Annotated in this window: 15 protein-coding genes; 7 read left to right on the forward strand and 8 right to left on the reverse strand. The window is 76.8% G+C overall.

Going from position 1 to position 16,161, the window contains the following annotated elements:
• Nucleotides 1-151: 151 nt before the first annotated feature.
• The gene (locus tag ACFU9A_RS00150; protein ID WP_430573231.1) at nucleotides 152-1,447 is read left to right on the forward strand and encodes an MFS transporter; all 1,296 of its coding nucleotides are present in this window, start codon (nucleotides 152-154) and stop codon (nucleotides 1,445-1,447) included.
• On the opposite strand, the gene ACFU9A_RS00155 is transcribed toward ACFU9A_RS00150, so the two are convergent.
• The 5 genes from ACFU9A_RS00155 to ACFU9A_RS00175 all read right to left on the reverse strand — a co-directional run bounded on the left by ACFU9A_RS00155 (nucleotide 1,393) and on the right by ACFU9A_RS00175 (nucleotide 7,065).
• The gene (locus tag ACFU9A_RS00155) at nucleotides 1,393-2,784 is read right to left on the reverse strand and encodes an MFS transporter (RefSeq protein WP_430573232.1); all 1,392 of its coding nucleotides are present in this window, start codon (nucleotides 2,782-2,784) and stop codon (nucleotides 1,393-1,395) included. The two genes, ACFU9A_RS00150 and ACFU9A_RS00155, sit on opposite strands and share 55 nt — an antisense overlap.
• Nucleotides 2,781-3,752: a ChbG/HpnK family deacetylase gene (locus ACFU9A_RS00160; RefSeq protein WP_430573233.1), complete on the reverse strand. Its 972-nt coding sequence runs from the start codon at nucleotides 3,750-3,752 to the stop codon at nucleotides 2,781-2,783. Before ACFU9A_RS00160 ends, ACFU9A_RS00155 begins: the two co-directional genes overlap by 4 nt.
• Nucleotides 3,749-4,915, reverse strand: a complete 1,167-nt coding sequence (locus tag ACFU9A_RS00165) for an ROK family protein (RefSeq protein ID WP_430573234.1) — start codon at nucleotides 4,913-4,915, stop codon at nucleotides 3,749-3,751. The genes ACFU9A_RS00160 and ACFU9A_RS00165 overlap by 4 nt, the downstream gene beginning before the upstream one ends.
• A gap of 125 nt (nucleotides 4,916-5,040) precedes the next feature.
• Nucleotides 5,041-5,838, reverse strand: coding sequence for a glycosyltransferase family 2 protein (locus ACFU9A_RS00170; protein ID WP_430575314.1), 798 nt, complete (start codon nucleotides 5,836-5,838; stop codon nucleotides 5,041-5,043).
• 393 nt (nucleotides 5,839-6,231) lie between these two features.
• Nucleotides 6,232-7,065, reverse strand: coding sequence for a DUF5926 family protein (locus tag ACFU9A_RS00175; RefSeq protein WP_430573235.1), 834 nt, complete (start codon nucleotides 7,063-7,065; stop codon nucleotides 6,232-6,234).
• A gap of 111 nt (nucleotides 7,066-7,176) precedes the next feature.
• Between ACFU9A_RS00175 and ACFU9A_RS00180 the strand changes: the two genes are divergently transcribed.
• The 4 genes from ACFU9A_RS00180 to ACFU9A_RS00195 all read left to right on the forward strand — a co-directional run bounded on the left by ACFU9A_RS00180 (nucleotide 7,177) and on the right by ACFU9A_RS00195 (nucleotide 10,335).
• Complete coding sequence (locus ACFU9A_RS00180; RefSeq protein WP_430573236.1) at nucleotides 7,177-8,565, forward strand: CoA transferase; 1,389 nt, start codon at nucleotides 7,177-7,179, stop codon at nucleotides 8,563-8,565.
• Nucleotides 8,566-8,720: 155 nt separating this feature from the next.
• Nucleotides 8,721-9,314 carry a sulfite oxidase-like oxidoreductase gene (locus ACFU9A_RS00185; RefSeq protein ID WP_430573237.1) on the forward strand — a complete coding sequence of 198 codons (594 nt, stop codon included), beginning with the start codon at nucleotides 8,721-8,723 and terminating at the stop codon, nucleotides 9,312-9,314.
• On the forward strand, nucleotides 9,311-10,021 hold the full coding sequence (locus ACFU9A_RS00190; protein WP_430573238.1) for an FAD-binding oxidoreductase: 711 nt from the start codon (nucleotides 9,311-9,313) through the stop codon (nucleotides 10,019-10,021). The genes ACFU9A_RS00185 and ACFU9A_RS00190 overlap by 4 nt, the downstream gene beginning before the upstream one ends.
• Entirely contained in the window at nucleotides 10,021-10,335 is a 315-nt protein-coding gene (locus ACFU9A_RS00195) for a DUF6510 family protein (protein WP_430573239.1), read from the forward strand. Before ACFU9A_RS00190 ends, ACFU9A_RS00195 begins: the two co-directional genes overlap by 1 nt.
• A gap of 18 nt (nucleotides 10,336-10,353) precedes the next feature.
• On the opposite strand, the gene ACFU9A_RS00200 is transcribed toward ACFU9A_RS00195, so the two are convergent.
• The 3 genes from ACFU9A_RS00200 to ACFU9A_RS00210 all read right to left on the reverse strand — a co-directional run bounded on the left by ACFU9A_RS00200 (nucleotide 10,354) and on the right by ACFU9A_RS00210 (nucleotide 13,409).
• Nucleotides 10,354-11,301: a Ppx/GppA family phosphatase gene (locus tag ACFU9A_RS00200; RefSeq protein ID WP_430573240.1), complete on the reverse strand. Its 948-nt coding sequence runs from the start codon at nucleotides 11,299-11,301 to the stop codon at nucleotides 10,354-10,356.
• 104 nt (nucleotides 11,302-11,405) lie between these two features.
• Nucleotides 11,406-11,786, reverse strand: a complete 381-nt coding sequence (locus ACFU9A_RS00205) for a hypothetical protein (RefSeq protein WP_430573241.1) — start codon at nucleotides 11,784-11,786, stop codon at nucleotides 11,406-11,408.
• 198 nt (nucleotides 11,787-11,984) lie between these two features.
• Nucleotides 11,985-13,409: a glutamyl-tRNA reductase gene (locus ACFU9A_RS00210; RefSeq protein ID WP_430573242.1), complete on the reverse strand. Its 1,425-nt coding sequence runs from the start codon at nucleotides 13,407-13,409 to the stop codon at nucleotides 11,985-11,987.
• A 49-nt stretch (nucleotides 13,410-13,458) separates the two neighbouring features.
• Here ACFU9A_RS00210 and hemE point away from each other — a divergent pair, with 49 nt between their 5' ends.
• Nucleotides 13,459-14,616: a uroporphyrinogen decarboxylase gene (hemE, locus tag ACFU9A_RS00215; RefSeq protein WP_430573243.1), complete on the forward strand. Its 1,158-nt coding sequence runs from the start codon at nucleotides 13,459-13,461 to the stop codon at nucleotides 14,614-14,616.
• The gene (locus ACFU9A_RS00220) at nucleotides 14,613-16,127 is read left to right on the forward strand and encodes a protoporphyrinogen/coproporphyrinogen oxidase (protein ID WP_430573244.1); all 1,515 of its coding nucleotides are present in this window, start codon (nucleotides 14,613-14,615) and stop codon (nucleotides 16,125-16,127) included. Before hemE ends, ACFU9A_RS00220 begins: the two co-directional genes overlap by 4 nt.
• The last annotated feature ends 34 nt before the right edge of the window (nucleotides 16,128-16,161 follow it).

Below are 16,161 nucleotides of genomic sequence, written 5' to 3' on the forward strand. Positions count from 1 at the left end.
CGCCGCGGGCCCGCGCCCCGCCCCCCCCCCCCCGGGCCCCCCCCCCCCCCCCCCCCGGGGGGGGGGGGGGCCCCGGGGGGGGGGCCCCCCGACGACTGAGACGATGGCCCCGCACCCTCCCGGCGTCCCGTGAAAGGCGACCCACCCCGCCGTGTACTCGCTCCTCCTGGCGATCATCTACGTCGCCTTCGTCAGCCTCGGGCTCCCGGACTCCCTCGTCGGCGCCGGCTGGCCCGTCATGCACCAGGACCTCGGCGTCCCGGTCGCGTTCGCCGGCATCATCACGATGATCATCGCCGGCGGCACGATCCTCTCCAGCCTGGCCTCCGAGCGGATGACGCGACGCCTCGGCGTCGGCGTCGTCACCGCCGTGAGCGTCGGGCTGACCGCCGCCGCCCTCGTGGGCTTCTCCGTGTCGGGCTCGTTCTGGGTGCTGTGCCTCTGGGCCATCCCCTACGGGCTGGGGGCGGGCGCGGTGGACGCCGCGCTCAACAACTACGTGGCCCTGCACTTCGCGGCACGGCACATGAACTGGCTGCACAGCTTCTGGGGCGTGGGCGCCTCGATCAGCCCGTTCATCATGAGCTACGCCCTCACCTCGGGCCTCGGCTGGTCCAGCGCCTACCGCATCGTCGGTGTCGCGCAGGCCGTGCTCACGGTCGTGCTGATCGTCAGCATCCCGCTCTGGGGGAAGGTCCGGCCGGGCCCGGCGGCCGAGCACGCCGAGGCTCACGACGCCCCGCCGTCCGACGCCGAGCCGGCAGGACGGGGGAGCACCCACGTCCCGCTCGCGACGGCGCTGCGGATCCCCGGAGTCCTGCTGATCCTGGCGGCCTTCTTCGCCTACTGCGCGCTCGAGAGCACCTCGATCCTGTGGGCGTCGACGTACCTGGTCACCGACCGCGGGGTCGAGGACGCCACCGCCGCCGCGTTCGCGTCGCTCTTCCTGCTCGGCATCACCGCGGGGCGGTTCCTCGCCGGCTTCTTCGCCGACCGGGTGGGCGACCGGCAGCTGATCCGCGGCGGCTTCGCGGCGGTCGGCGTCGGGGTGCTGCTCGTCGCGCTCCCCCTCGGCACGCCGGTGCCCGCCCTCGTCGGGCTGGTGGTCATGGGGCTCGGGTGCGCGCCGATCTACCCGGCGATCATCCACTCCACCCCGGTCAACTTCGGTCCCCGGAACTCCCAGGCCGTCATCGGGATCCAGATGGCCGCGGCGTACACCGGCTCGACCCTCGCGCCCCCGGTCTTCGGGGTGCTCTCGACCTGGGCCGGGCTCTGGGTCTTCCCGCTCTTCCTCGCCGTCCTGGTCGTGCTGGGCCTGCTCATGTCCGAGCGCCTGAACCGGCTCGTCGCCCGGCGGGACGACGAGCCGGCGCAGGGCGCTCAGGGCGCTCAGGGCGCGACGGCGGGCGCGGGGGTGCTCGGCGCCGAGGAGCGCAGGGGGTAGAGCCAGAAGCAGACGAACGCCAGCGCCGCGAGCACCACGGGCACGCCGCCGATGAGCAGGCGGACGCCCGTGGACACGGTCTCGACCTGCGCCGCCGGCGCCACGCCCTCGACGTACCCGCTCGCGGCGAGCACCCCCGCCACGACCACGGCCTGCACCACCACCGACCCGCGGACCACGAAGCCGTTGGCGCCGAAGTACATGCCCTCGCGGCGCAGGCCGGTGCGCCGCTCGTCGTCGTCGATCACCTGCCCGAGCGCCACCTCCAGCACCTGCATGAGGCCCGCGACGCCGAGGCCGACGGCGAGCCCCGCCGCGGCGGCGCCGAGCACCGTGGTGGGGACGAGGTACAGGCACGTCGCGAGCCCGTAGACGGCGACGACCGCGAGCATCGTGGTGCGGGGCCCGAAGCGCCGCACCACCCACGACCAGCCCCAGATCGCCGGGATCGCGGCCACGAAGATCGGCGCGAGCATCAGCGTGGAGTCCGCGTCGGTGCCGCCCACCGTGTACTTCACGTAGAACGGCACGCCCGCGAGCAGCACCGCCGTGGTGCTCTGCAGCAGCAGCGAGCCGAGCACGTACGTGACGAACGCGCGGTTGGCGAACGTGTACCGGAGCTGGTCGCGCAGCCCGACCGCGGACTCGCGGGCGCGGGCCGCGTCGTCGGCGTCGCGCTCCACCATCCCCGCCAGCGACCAGGCGAAGAAGCCGGCGCACACCACGGCGAGCGCGACGCCCATCCACGCCCAGCCGATCGAGTCGTACAGCAGGGGTGCGCCCGCGGTGCCCAGGATCATGCCCACCAGCGCGAACAGCTGCCGGGGGCTGTTGCCCCGGGCCCGCTCCGCCGTCGTGCGGAAGATCTCGGGGAACAGCGCCGACACGTTGAGGACCACCGCGACGTACGCGACGTCGAACAGCGCCACGACCACGAGGAACCACACGACCAGCCCCGCGGGCGGGAACGCCGGCGGCATCCACACCAGCGCGAACGCCACCACCAGCGGCACGATCCCCAGCACGATCCACGGCACCCGGCGGCCCCAGGCCGTGCGGTGCCGGTCGGACGCCGCACCGACCAGGGGGTTGAGCAGCGCGTTGAGGATGCCGTGCGCCACCATCGCGGCCGCGACCCAGCCGGCGGGCACCCCGAGGTGGTCGACGTAGAAGAAGACGACGAACGCGGAGAACGTCTGCAGCATGAGGTTCGCCGGGAACGCCGACGCCCCGTACGCCACGGTCTGCGCCCGGGTCGGCGCCCCGACGAGGCGCCGGTCGCGCAGCCGGGCGAGCGCCCCGCCCTCGCGGGCGGCCACGCCGTCCGGCCGGCTCACCGCTCGCCCCGCTGCACCGCACGCAGGTCGCGCCAGCCGATCCGCACGAGCCCCTCCGCGGCGACGGTCGCCGCCACGTCCGGGTCGCGCAGCAGCCGCTCCTCGTACCCGCGCTTGGGGGCCGCGTAGTCGACCGCGTCGGTCAGCTCGTCGCCCACCAGCATCGGGTGCAGGAAGATCTCGGTCACGCCGGGACGCACGCTCCGCAGCAGGTCGAGGAAGCCGGCCTTCACCGTCGCGTAGTCCTCGGCGTCGGGCGTGCCCTCCCCCGCGAGCTCGAACGGGTGCGTCCACAGCCGGTCGACGATGACGACGCCGGCCGCGTCGGCGGCGCCGGTGGCGGCGTCCAGCAGTGCCTGCGACCCCGGCGCGTCCGGGTCGGCGCCCATCGCCGCGAGCCCGTCGAGCGAGCGCGGCAGCCGGAACGGCAGGCCGCGCTCGGCGGCGAGCCCGAGCACCTGCGGCAGGAAGGAGCGGCCCGTCGCGAGCCCGTAGACCGAGCCCATGTGGTTGTCGAGGTGGCTCACGTCGACGCCCGCGGCCAGCGCGGCGTCCAGCTGCGCCGCGAGCTCGGCGGCCACGTCCTGGTCGTCCGCGCGCCGCTCCACGGCGTCCACGCCCGCGGGGAAGTAGCCGGCGTCGTCCACGAGCGACGTCCCCACGCCCGTGAGCGGCCGCCACCGGTACCGGGTCCACTCGCTGGTGAGGACGAGGTGCACGCCGACGTCGAGGCCCGGGTCGGCGGCCGCCGTCGCGAGCGCGTCCGGCGCCCACGGGCACGGCACCATGACCGTCGACGAGTCCAGGTGCCCCGCGGCCAGCAGGGGCATGATCGCGCGGTTCGCGGCGCGGCACATACCCAGGTCGTCGGCGTTGAGGATGATCGCCCGGGCGTCCGGGGCCAGCCCGAGGCGCGTGGTGAGGTCGGAGGGCGCGGTGAGGTCGGACGGCGCGTCCTGCGCCGTCACCGGGACGCTCCGTCGGTGACGCCGTCGGACGCCGCCACCGCACGCTCGGCGACCACGGCGCGCAGCGCCTCGCCGGCCGCGTGCCCGGCGCCCAGCACGGCCCCGTCCGCACCCAGCGGGGACGCCTCGATCCGGACCGGCAGCACGGAGATGCGGTCGCGCAGGAAGGCGGTGACCCGCTGCGCGATCGGCGGGCGCGCCGCCTGGTCCCCGAGGACGAAGAGCTCGGGGTCGAGCACGATGGCGAGCGACGCCACGACCACGGCGACGCGGCGCGCCATCTCGGCCACGACCGCGTCCGCCACGCCGTCCCCGGCGTCGGCGCGGTCGATCAGCTCCCGCACCGTGATGTCCTCGGGCAGGTCGTGGTCCTTCGCGAGCGCGGCGATCGCGGCGTCGCCGAGCACCTGCTCGCCCAGCGCATGGCCCGGCTGCGGCAGGAAGGCGACCTCGCCCGCGATGCCCGACGCCCCGCGGTGCAGACGCCCGTCCAGCACGACGCCCGCGCCGAAGCCCTCCCCGAAGGCCAGCGTGACGAACGACGACCGGCCGCGCCCCGCCCCCAGGTGCTGCTCGGCGACGGCGGCGAGGTTCACGTCGTTGTCGAGGGAGACCGGGCAGGCGAGGGCGTCGGTGAGCGCGTCGTGGAGCGTCGTGCCGCCCTTCTCGTACCCCGGCACGTGCAGCACGGTGGTGTGGTCCACGCCGACGACGGCGGGGAAGGCCACGACCGCGCGGCCCACCTCGACCCGCCGGCCCGGCCCGAGCCGCGCCTCCACGTCCTCGCGGCAGGAGTTCGCGAGCCCCGCCGCGGCCCGCGCCCGCGCCACCGGCGTGCGCTGCACGTCGCGGCGCTCGGCCCGCGCCCGCACGGTGCCCGTCGCGTCGACGAGGGCCACCCGCACGCGGTCGCGCGCGACGTCGACGCCCAGCCCGAAGGCCGAGTCCGGGTCCACGCGGACCCGACCCGGCGCCCCGTCGGCGACCACGGCCCCCGCCTCCGTCAGCGCGGCCAGCGCGCGACCCACGGTCGCGGCGGGCAGGCCCGTCGCCTCGACGAGGGCGTCCTCGCCGGCGGCCCCGCCGGCGGCCAGGACGTCCAGCACGGCGCGGGCGTCGGGCCCGCGCCGCGGGTCAAGGGTTCCGGTGTCAGAGGTGGGCATCGGGCCTCCGTCGGGATGGGCGGGACGGGGAGTCCCGCCCGGGCTGCGAGCCTAGCCACGCCCCCGTGGGGTTGTCGACGCAGGCGCCGACGCCCCCACGGGGCGGATCCGCGTGTCGCTGCAGATCAGGACGACGCGTGGTCGCGCGGGCGCCCGATGCCGCGGACCGCGTCGACCGCGCCGCGCACCCGCCGCGCGTTCACCGCGAGCACCACGTCCCGGTACTGCCCGGCGCGGTGGATCTGCCCCTTGAGGTCGTTCGACGACGCCCGGTGCTTGAGGTCGCACGGCACCTCGACGGCCACGTACCCCTGCCGGAGCAGGTCGATCGTCATGCCGGTCTCGACGCCCCAGCCGTGCGCCAGCGGCGTCGCCGCCTCGAACGCCTCGCGGGTGAGGCAGCGCATGCCGGACAGCGGCTGGCTGGGGCTCCACCCCGTGAGGTGCTGGATGGCGCGCCGGGCCGTGCCCACGACGATCCCGCGGCCGCCGGCCCCGGTCTGCCTCGGCAGCAGGGCGATCGCGAGGTCCGCCACGCCCTCGCGCACGGGCGCGACGAGCGGCGCCGTGTTGACGGCCGTGTCGCCCAGGTCGCCGTCCACGAACAGGAGGAGGCGCGGGGCGCGCCCGTCGGCGTCGCGCATGGCGACGACGGCCGCGCCGGTCTCCATCGCGGCGGCCTTGCCCCGGTTGTGCGAGTGCCGCACGACCACGGCACCGGCGTCGCGCGCCACGTGCTGCGTGTCGTCCGTCGAGCCGTCGTCGACCACGAGCACGAGGTCGACGTGCGGGATCGCGCGGGCCGACCGCACGGTGGCGGCGACGCGGGCCGACTCGTCCTTGGCGGGGATGATCACCGCGACCCGCTGCGGGTTGCGGCGCCCCTGCGCCGTCGGCGGCCGCGGCGTCTTGGCGACGGGCAGCGCACCCACGCGGGTGGTGACGGTCGCGCCTGCGCCGTCCTGTCCGGCGACGCTGTTCCGCTCGCCGGCCTCGTCCTGGCTGGTGGACACCTCAGCGCCCGTACGGGTCGCTCCGTGGTCCGTGTTCACGACTCCCTGCCTGTTGGGTCTCGCCCGTGTCGGCCGTGCGGACGACGCCCGCCCGGCGCTGCTGTGCGGTGGCTCCTTGGGGAATCACCGGGGATCAGAAGAGCAATCTTTTCCCGAAGAACTGTACTCCCCCGGAAGGCCCGATCTCGGGTCAAGAAAGGGTGTCGTCCGGGACGTGCCGTGAAGATCGTGCGGAGCCGCCACCGCCCTGCTGAGCCACCGACCCGCCGACCCGCCGCGCGACGGTCCGCGCGGGGCGCCGCGTCAGCGCAGCGTCACCTGTCGGGAGACGATACCGGCCCGGGCCCGCCGCTCGTTCGCGTCGAGCGGCTCCGTCACCGCGAGCGCCTCCTCGAGGCGGGTCGCGAGCTCCGCCACCGGCTCCTCGAGCTCCGCCGCCTCCGTGCCGCGGGGCAGCTCCCAGACGGGCACCACGAGGCCGCAGGCACGGAACATGCCGAGGAACTTGCCACCCACGAGGCCCGACTCCCGGCGCGCGTGCAGACGGGCGATCGCGTCCACGACGCGGTCCTCGTCCTCCGTGCGCGCCCAGCGCAGGAACTCGCGCGACATCCGGCACCAGTACGCCGCCGGCACCGACGCCAGCTTCACCGTCGGGATGGACGCCTCGGCCGCCTCGTCGAGCGACTCGCGGATCTCGTCGGTCATCTCCGTGCCGGCGTCGAGCCAGTAGTCGTAGCCCTCGTGCACGGTCACCTCGAACGGGACGTCGAGGTCGAGCACGTCCTGCAGCCGCGGGTCGCCGTCCTGCGGGGCCGGCAGCTCCTCCGGGAGGATGCCCGTGCCCGGCTCCGCCGCTGCGGCCGTGAGCAGCGCCGCCGCGAGGTCGCGGCTCAGGTCGTCCGAGCTGCCCATGCCGTGCAGCGCGAGCAGGACCGTGCCGTCCTCGCGGTGCAGCGCGCACCAGCCGCCCGGCAGGACGGTCGTGACGACGACGTCGCGCCCGCCGTGGTCCGACGTCGTCCGCGCCGTCGCCGTGGCGGACGGCACCACCTCGCGCAGCGCCACCCAGTCCGCCTCCCCCGGCAGACCCTCGAACGGACGCAGGACAGGGGCGGTCGCAGAGCTCTTGGCCATGCCCGCGATCCTATCCGGCCCGCGCCTCGCGCCCACCCGCCTCCCGCGAGGGGGCCGGAGCCTCCGCGAGACGGCCCCCGACGACTCGGCGGTGGTGGCTACGGTGGCGGGATGGAGCGATGGCGCCGCCTGGTGGCGGACTACCGGGACGGGGTCGCGCCGGGCCTCGCGCACGACGGCGGTCACGACCGCGCGCAGGACGGCGGGCGCGACGCGGCGACGCTCGACGGCGGCCGGGACGCGTGGCTCGCGGCGACGCTGCCGGCGCTGGACCTGTCGCTCGGGTCGGTCGCCGCGCTCTGCTCGGCCGCCGGGCGGGCGGGGGCGACCGGGCCGCTGACGGAGCGCGGCCCGTCGCCGGCGCGGGTGGCGGCGTCGTTCGGCTCGGACCGGCTGCTACGGCTGGACGGTCGTCCCGTCCCCGGGTTCGCGCCGCTCTCCGGCTTCTTCCGGACCGGCGACGGGTGGGTGCGCACGCACGCCAACTACCCGCACCACCGGGCGCGGCTGCTGCGGCTGCTCGGGCTGACCGACGGCACGGACCGCGACGGTCTGGCCGCGCGCCTCGCCGACGCCTCCGCCGCCGCGCTGGAGGACGACGCCGCGGCCGCCGGCGCGATCGTCGCCCGTGTCCGGGACGAGGCCGCGTGGCGGGCCTCGACGCCCGGGGCGGCCGCGGCGCAGGGTCCGCTCGTGCGGGTCACGGCTCGCGACGACGCGGCTCCGGGCCCGGTCCCCCTCCCGGGTGGGCCGGCGCCGCTCGCGGGGGTCCGGGTGCTCGACCTGACGCGGGTCATCGCCGGGCCGGTCGCCACGCGCGCGCTGGCCGCGCTCGGCGCCGACGTGCTGCGCGTGGACCCGCCCGTGCCCGCGGAGATCCGCCACCAGCACCTCGACGTCGGGCAGGGCAAGCGCACCACCCTGCTCGACCTGCACGACGCCGGCGACCGCGAGCGCGCCCAGGCGCTGCTGGACGACGCGGACGTGCTCGTCACCGGCTACCGCCCCGGCGCGCTCGAGGCGTTCGGGCTGCGCCCGCCGCCGGGCGCCGTCGTCGGCCGCGTCTCCGCGTGGGGCGAGGCCGGCCCCTGGGCGCACCGCCGCGGCTTCGACTCGATCGTGCAGGCGGCGTCGGGCGTCGCGATGCTGGAGTCCGCCGACGGCGAGGTCCCCGGCGCGCTGCCCGCGCAGGCGCTCGACCACGCCACGGGCTACCTGCTCGCCGCCGGCGTGGTCGACGCCCTCGCCGCCCGCGGCCACGACGGGCGGGGGCGGGACGTGGTGACCGCCCTGGCGCGCACGGCGGCCTGGCTGCTCGACGCCGACGGCCGCGACCCCGGCCACCCGCCCGCCGGGGCGCCGGGGCCGGACGCGGTCGTGAGCCACGGCCACCGGCCCCGCGTCACGACCGCGCGTCCCGCCCTGCCCGGCCTCGACGACCACCCGGCGCCCGCGCACCCGTGGGGCACGGACCACGCCGCCTGGTCGTCGTCGCGCTGACGCCCGCCCCGCGCGGCAGGTGCGAGGGGCCCGCGCGTCTGGTCTGATCGGACCCAGGGTTCGAGCGGCACGGGGTTCGAGCGGCACAGGGTCGGAGCGAACCCGGGTTCGAGCGACCCGGGCCGTTGGCCCGACCACGGTGAGAGGGAGGCCCGATGGGCGTCGTCACGCGGGGCTTCGGGGGCCGGCGCCCCGAGCCGGAGCACCAGATCCCGCCGGGCCAGTTCGTCACCGACGACTTCCCGGTGCTGTCCGCCGGCCCGACGCCGCACGTCGACGAGGCGCACTGGGAGCTCACCGTCCGCACGGAGACCGGAGAGGGCCGCACCTGGACCTGGGACGAGCTCCGGGCGCTGCCGGCCGAGGACGTCGAGACCGACATCCACTGCGTCACGCACTGGACCAAGCTCGGCACGTCGTGGCGCGGCGTCTCCCTGGACACCCTGCTGGCCGACGTCGAGACGAGCGCGGAGTTCGTCATGGCGCACTCCTACGGCGGCTACACGACGAACCTGCCGCTGCAGGACCTGCTCGACGGGCAGGCGTGGGTCGCGTTCGAGTTCGAGGGCGAGCCGCTGGAGCCGGTGCACGGCGGGCCCGCGCGGCTGCTCGTGCCGCACCTGTACTTCTGGAAGAGCGCCAAGTGGCTGCGCGGCCTGGAGCTGATGGACGCCGAGGACCTCGGCTTCTGGGAGCAGAACGGCTACCACGCCTACGGCGACCCCTGGCTCGAGCAGCGGTACTCGTGACCTGGCACGTCGGGACCGTCGTCGGAGCACGCCCCCTCACCGACACGGCCCGGGAGCTCACGCTCGCCGTGCCCGGGTTCGGCGGCGCGCTGCCCGGCCAGCACGTCGACGTGCGCCTCACCGCGCCGGACGGCTACCAGGCGACCCGCGCGTACTCCCTCGCGACGGCGGGCGTGGACGAGCGCGTCGACCTCGTCGTGGACGAGGTCCCCGACGGCGAGGTCTCGCCCTACCTCACCCACGACGCCCGCCCCGGCGACCAGGTCGAGGTGCGCGGCCCGCTCGGCGGGTACTTCGTGTGGCACGACCACGACGCGGCACCCGTGCTGCTCGTGGCCGGCGGCTCCGGCGTCGTGCCGTTCCTCGCGATGCTGCGCGCCCGCCGCCTGTCCGGGCGCCGGGCCCCGTTCCGGCTGGTCTGCTCCGTGCGCGGCCCCTCGGACGCCATCGGGCGCGACGAGATCGACACCCCGGACCCGGGCCTCGACGTGCGGTGGGTCTACACCCGCGAGGTGCCGCCGGGCTGGCCCACGCCCCCGGCCCGGATCACGGCGGACGACCTCACCGCCCCCGGGTTCGGCCCCGCCGACGGCACGGACGTCTTCGTCTGCGGACCCACCCGCTTCGTCGAGGCGACGGCCGAGCTGCTCACCGGCCTCGGCCACCCGCCCGCCCGGGTCCGTACCGAGCGCTTCGGAGGTGCCTGATGACGCAGCCCCACGACGGCCCCTCCCCGGCGCCCCCGGGCGAGGCGCACCCCGCCTCCGCCCTCGACGGCTCGGCCCTGGCCGGGATGCTCAGCGAGGTCTACTCCTTCGACGCCACCCGCGCGGTCGTGCGCTGCGCGCACTGCGGGCACACCGACGTCGTCGCCCGCACGACCGTGCACCTGTCCGCCATGGGCGGCGTCGCGCGCTGCGCGACGTGCACCGCCGTCCTGCTCGTCGTCGTGGACCGCCCCGACGGCACGCGGGTCTCCGCCCCCGGCGCCGCGTGGGTGCAGGCCCCGCCCCGCCCCTGACCGCGCCGGACGCGGTGCCTACATCCGGTCGAGGCGCTGCAGCACGGCGCCCTCGCGCAGCGCCCAGGGGCAGATCTCGACCTCGTCGACGCCGAGCGCGCGCATGGTCTCCTCCGCCACGACGCCGCCGCCGACGATCTGGTACGTGCGGTCGGTGGTGACGCCGGGCAGGGCGGTGCGCCCGTCGGCAGGGATGCGGGCGAGGCGGGGCACCCAGTCGGAGAGCTGCGCGAGCCGCATCCGCCAGCGGTCGTCGGGACCCACGGCCTCCACCTGCATCCCGGCGAGGCGCGCCAGGGAGCGGAAGGTCTTGGAGGTCGCCACCACGTGGTCGGGGGCGGGCACGGACGCGAGCCGCTCGACGACGGGCGCGAGCAGCGCGCGGGCGTGCACGCGCAGGGCCTGGACCTCGTCCGCCGAGGGCGGGTCGTGCCGCAGGAACTCGCGCGTCGTGCGGCCGGCGCCGAGCGGGACGGACGCGGCGAGGTCGGGCTCCTCGTCCACGCCGGACGCGATCTCCAGGGAGCCGCCGCCGATGTCGAGCACCAGCAGCCGGCCGGCGGCCCACCCGTGCCAGCGCCGGGCGGCGAGGAACGTCAGCCGGGCCTCGTCCTCCCCGGAGAGGACGAGGACGTCGCGACCCACGCGCGCGGAGATCGCGGCGAGCACCTCGGCGCCGTTCGCGGCGTCTCGCAGCGCCGACGTGGCCATCGGCAGCAGCTCCTCGACGGCGGACTCGCGCGCGAGGGTCATGACGTCGTCAACGGCCGCGAGAAGAGCGCCCCGGCCCTCGTCGGTCACCGAGCCGTCGTCGTCGAGGTAGCGCATCAGCCGCACGGCGATCTTGCGCGACGCGTGCGGCACCGGCCGCACGCCGTACCGGGCGTCCATGACGAGCAGGTGCACCGTGTTGGAGCCGATGTCGATCACGCCGAGCCGCGGCGCCGGGGCCGTCGTCGAGGTCATGCCGTCGAGCGTAGCGACGCCCGGGGACGACACGCCCGGCCCCGCGGGGTGCGGGGCCGGGCGTCGTGGGTCGTGCCGCGCCGGTCAGGCGTGCGCGCCGAGCGTCAGGAGAGGGCCTTCGCCTTGAGCTGCGCGAACTCCTCCGGCGAGATCGTCCCGTCGTCCAGCAGCTTCTTGGCCGAGGCGATGTGGTCCGCCGGGGACGCCTGCTGGGCCACCTGCTGGATGTACGCGTCGGTGTCGGCCTTGGCCGTCTTGACCGCCTCCAGCTGGCGCTCCGACATCCCCCGCCCGCGGGCGATGAGGTAGATCAGCGACGTGATCAGCGGGACGAAGATGAGGAAGACCACCCAGAGCGCCTTCCACCAGCCCGACAGCTCCCGGTCGCGGAAGAGGTCGGTGAGGATCTGGAAGAGCACGATCAGGTAGGCGACGAACAGGAAGATCCAGACGAGGTACCAGAAGAAGTCCCAGAAGGTGTCCATCTCACGTGTCCTTTCGAGCGGTCCCAACCATCGACAGGTCGACCGGTGGCGGACCCGTGCCCGCGCTCGGAACGCTAGTGCCGACATGCCGGACGCGCGCGCTGAAACGGGGTGATCCGGGACTCCGTACGCCGAACCGGTCGCTGCAGGACGATCGCGACAGCCCGGACCTCCGCCCGGGCCCGCGTCGGCGGCGGCTCAGCGTCGGACGCCGCGCTCCGCGCCGGTGACGAGCGCCTCGGCACCGGACACGACGGCGGCCTCCTCGGCGCGTGCGCGCGCCAGAGCGTCGGCGCGCACCGCCACGATCTGCCCGTGCAGGGCGGAGTGCACGCGCTTGCGGACGTCGCGCGCGATGGCGTCGACGTCGCCCTCCTCCGGGGTCTCGCCGCGGGCCGCGAGCTCGGTGGCGAGCCGCTCCGTGGCGACGTCGACCTCGGCGCGCACCCGCTCCTCGGCCGCGTCGAACAGGGCCACGACGGCGGCGTCCGCCGCGCGCCCCAGGCGGGTCTCCTCGAAGTCCGCGGCCGCGGCGTCCACGATCGACCGCGCCCGGTCGACGACGCCCGCCGCCGTCGCGGGGGCGTGGGCCTTGAGCGTGCCCAGGTCGTAGAGCAGCACGCCCTCGACGTCGGCCACGCGCGGGTCGACGTCGCGGTGCAGCGCCAGGTCCAGCACCACCAGGGGCCGGGGCTCCGGCTCGTCGCCCGCCGCCGCGGCGGCCCGCTCGCGCGCCCGCACCACGGCGGCGGCGTCGAGCACGTACTCCAGCGAGGCCTCGGCCCCGCCGTCCGCGGGGGCGCCGGCGGGCCGGCGGCCCCGGGCGCCCGAGCACGACACCACCAGGTCGGCGTCCGCGAGCGCCGTCACGAGGTCGCGGACCGGCTCGACGCCGTGCCCCTGCGCGAACACCTCCGCGCGGCCGGAGCGCGAGTACACGCGCACGTCGTCGCAGCCGCGGGCGCGCAGGGCCGCCACGGACGCCCCCGCGTACGAGCCCGTCCCGATGAGCACCACGCGCAGCCCGCGCCACGACCCGTCGCCCGCCGGCGCGGGGCCGCGCCGCAGCTCCCGGCCCGCGAGGTCCCGTCCTGCGAGGTCGAGCCCCAGGGCCACGACCGACCGGCCGGCCGCGCCGAGCTCCGTCTGCGTGCCGACGCGCTTGGACGTGCGCGAGGCCGTCTGGAACAGCAGCTCGAGCGTCTTGGACGTGGTGCCGTCGGCGCGCGCCTCCGCGAGGGCGCGCTTCACCTGCCCGGCGATCTCGCGCTCGCCCACGACCATCGAGTCCAGTCCCGCCGCGACCGTGAACAGGTGCTCGGTGACCTCGGGCCCGGTGCGCACCGTGAACGACTCGGCCGCGACCTCCGCCGTCACCCCCGAGCTGGCCGCCACGACCGCCGCGACGTGCCGCGTCGCGTGCCGCACGGCGTCGCCGTGGACCGGGGCGTCGACGTCCAGGTAGAGCTCGAACCGGTTGCAGGTGGAGATCACCACGGACCCCTGCACGGGGCCGCACGCGCCCACCGCGGCACGCCCGACGGAACCCGAGCCGGTGGACAGGCGCTCGAGCGCGTCCAGGTCCAGCTCGCGGTGCGAGGCGGTGAGGGAGAGGAGTACCACAGTGCTCCCACTTTAAGAGGGCCGAGACGGCGGGGCAGAATCGTGAACCGTGACATCCCCCACGATCGCCTCCGAGCCGGGGCGCGAGCCCACCCTGCTGCCCGCCGACCACCCGCTGGTCGACGGCCGGACGACGCATGCCCCGCTGGTGCGTGCCCTGCGGGGCGACCGTCCGGACGTGACCCCCGTGTGGTTCATGCGGCAGGCCGGCAGGTCCCTGCCCGAGTACCGCGAGGTCCGTCAGGGGGTAGGGATGCTCGACTCCTGCCTCCGGCCACCGTTGGCCGCAGAGATCACCCTCCAGCCCGTGCGCCGCCACCACGTGGACGCCGCCGTCTTCTTCAGCGACATCGTGGTGCCGCTGCGGCTCGCGGGCGTCGACGTGGACATCAAGCCCGGGGTCGGGCCCGTGATGGACCAGCCCTACCGGACGGCCGAGGACGTCGCGCGGCTCACCTCGCGCACCCTCGACGACGGTGCCCTCGCCCCGATCGCCGAGGCCGTGCGGCTCACCGTGGCCGAGCTGGGCGACGTGCCGCTGCTCGGCTTCGGCGGCGCGCCGTTCACCCTCGCCGCCTACCTGGTGGAGGGCCGGCCGTCGCGCGACCACCTCGCGGCCCGCACCCTCATGCACGCCGACCCCGAGACCTGGGCGCGGCTCACCGCCTGGACGGCGGAGCTCACCGGCCGGTTCCTGCGGGCGCAGGTGCTCGCCGGCGCGTCCGCCGTCCAGCTCTTCGACTCCTGGGCCGGCTCGCTGGCGCTCGCCGACTACACGGCCCACGTGGCGCCGTCGTCCACCGCCGCGCTGGCGCACGTCTCCGACCTGCGCGTCCCCGGCGCCGACGACGACGGCCTGGCCGCCATCCACTTCGGCACCGGCACCGGGCACCTGCTGCCCGCCCTGCGCGACGTGCTCGACACCGCGGGCGTCACGCACCCCGCCGTCGGCGTCGACTACCGCACCCCGCTCGACGAGGCCGCCGCGCTGCTCGCCGACCACCCTCGCGGTGCCGTGGCCGTGCAGGGCAACATCGACCCCGCGCTGCTCGGCGCCCCGTGGCCGGTCCTCGAGGCGCACGTGCGCGACGTCGTCGCCCGCGGCAAGGCCGCGCCGGGTCACGTCGTGAACCTCGGCCACGGCGTGCCCCCGGACACCGACCCGACCGTGCTGACCCGCGTCGTCGAGCTGGTCCACTCGCTGTGACGCCGCTCCCGCCGCTCGGCTCCCCCGACGCCGCGACCCCGCCCGCGCGGGCCGCGGAGCACGTCGACGCCGTGGTCGTCGGCGGCGGGATCGGCGGTCTCGTCGCCGCGCGCACCCTCGTGCAGCGGGGGCTGCAGGTGGTGCTCCTCGAGGCCTCCGACCGCGTCGGCGGCCCCGTGCGCGGCGGCGCGTTCGGGTCCGTCCCGCGCGTCCGCCTCGACCTCGGGGCGGAGTCGTTCGCCGCCCGCGGCACCGCCGTCACGGACCTGGCCGACGAGCTCGGGCTGGACGTCGTGAGCCCGGCGCCGCTGTCCGCCTGGGGGTACGCCGCCGGGCGCGCGTTCCCCCTGCCGAAGGCGGGCGTGCTCGGCATCCCCTCGACGCCGTGGGCGCCCGACGTGCGCCGCGCGATCGGCTGGCCGGGTGTCGCCCGCGCGGCGCTCGACCGCGTGCTGCCGCGCTTCGTCGCGGACACCACGGACCTCGGGTCGCTGGTGCGCTCCCGCCTCGGGCGCCGCGTGGCCGACCGGCTCGTGGCCCCCGTCGCGACGGGCGTGCACTCCGCGCCGCTGGACCGGCTCGACGTCGCCGCCGTCGCGCCCGGCCTGCTCGACGCCTTCGCCCGCACGGGCTCCCTGTCCCTCGCCGTCGGGGCGCTGCGGGCCGCCGCGCCCGCCGGGTCCGCCGTCCGCGGCATCGACGGCGGCATCCACGCCCTCGTCGAGGCGCTCACCGGCGAGATCGCCGCGAGCGCCGAGGAGTTCGCCGACTCCCCGCGCACCGACGCGACCGGGCCGATCCACGCCGCGGTCCGGGTGGCGCAGCGGGTGGTGGCCGTCGAGCGCGTCCGCGGCGGGTGGCAGGTCACGACCGCCGCCGGCGGCACGGTGCACGCGCCGCGGCTGGTCGTGACGACGCCGCGCGTCGCGCCGCTGCTCGCGCCGTGGGTCGCGCCGCTCGACGGCGACGCACCCGCGGGCGTCGTCGTGCCCACCCCCGAGGACGGCGCCGACATCTGGCTCGCGACCCTCCTGCTCGACGCCCCCGAGCTCGACGACGCGCCGCGCGGCTCCGGCCTGCTCGTGGCGCCCGACGACGAGGGCGCCGCCGGTGCCGCGGCCGGCGTGCGCGCCAAGGCGCTCACGCACGCCACGGCGAAGTGGCCGTGGCTCGCCGACCGCGTGCGCGCCGCCGTCGGGCCGGGCGTGCACGTGGTGCGCCTGTCGTACGGCCGGATCGGCACGGAGACCGCGCCGCCCACCGCCGACGAGGCCGCCCGCGACGCGTCCGCCCTGCTCGGCGTCGACCTCACCGACCGCGTCCGCGACCACCTGCTGCAGCGGTGGGACGGCTCCCTGCCCCCGCCCACCCCCGCCTACCGCGCCGACGTCGCCGCGTTCACCGCCGCCGTCGGGCACACCCCGGGGCTGGCCGTCACCGGGGGCTGGGTGGCCGGCACCGGGCTCGCGGCGATCGTCGCGCACGCCCAGGCCGCCGTCGCCGCCCTCTGACCCGCGACCTGTCAGGAGGAGCGCACGGCGTGCC

This window comes from Isoptericola sp. NPDC057653 (assembly GCF_042799955.1).
Lineage (GTDB): Bacteria > Actinomycetota > Actinomycetes > Actinomycetales > Cellulomonadaceae > Isoptericola.

What these genes read in the sequence shown, in the direction of transcription:
- ACFU9A_RS00205 (WP_430573241.1), bottom strand. Translation starts at nt 11,786, where the DNA reads ATGGACACCTTCTGGGACTTCTTCTGGTACCTCGTCTGGATCTTCCTG.
- ACFU9A_RS00165 (WP_430573234.1), bottom strand. Translation starts at nt 4,915, where the DNA reads ATGCCCACCTCTGACACCGGAACCCTTGACCCGCGGCGCGGGCCCGAC.
- ACFU9A_RS00195 (WP_430573239.1), top strand. Translation starts at nt 10,021, where the DNA reads ATGACGCAGCCCCACGACGGCCCCTCCCCGGCGCCCCCGGGCGAGGCG.
- ACFU9A_RS00175 (WP_430573235.1), bottom strand. Translation starts at nt 7,065, where the DNA reads ATGGCCAAGAGCTCTGCGACCGCCCCTGTCCTGCGTCCGTTCGAGGGT.
- ACFU9A_RS00180 (WP_430573236.1), top strand. Translation starts at nt 7,177, where the DNA reads ATGGAGCGATGGCGCCGCCTGGTGGCGGACTACCGGGACGGGGTCGCG.
- ACFU9A_RS00200 (WP_430573240.1), bottom strand. Translation starts at nt 11,301, where the DNA reads ATGACCTCGACGACGGCCCCGGCGCCGCGGCTCGGCGTGATCGACATC.
- ACFU9A_RS00185 (WP_430573237.1), top strand. Translation starts at nt 8,721, where the DNA reads ATGGGCGTCGTCACGCGGGGCTTCGGGGGCCGGCGCCCCGAGCCGGAG.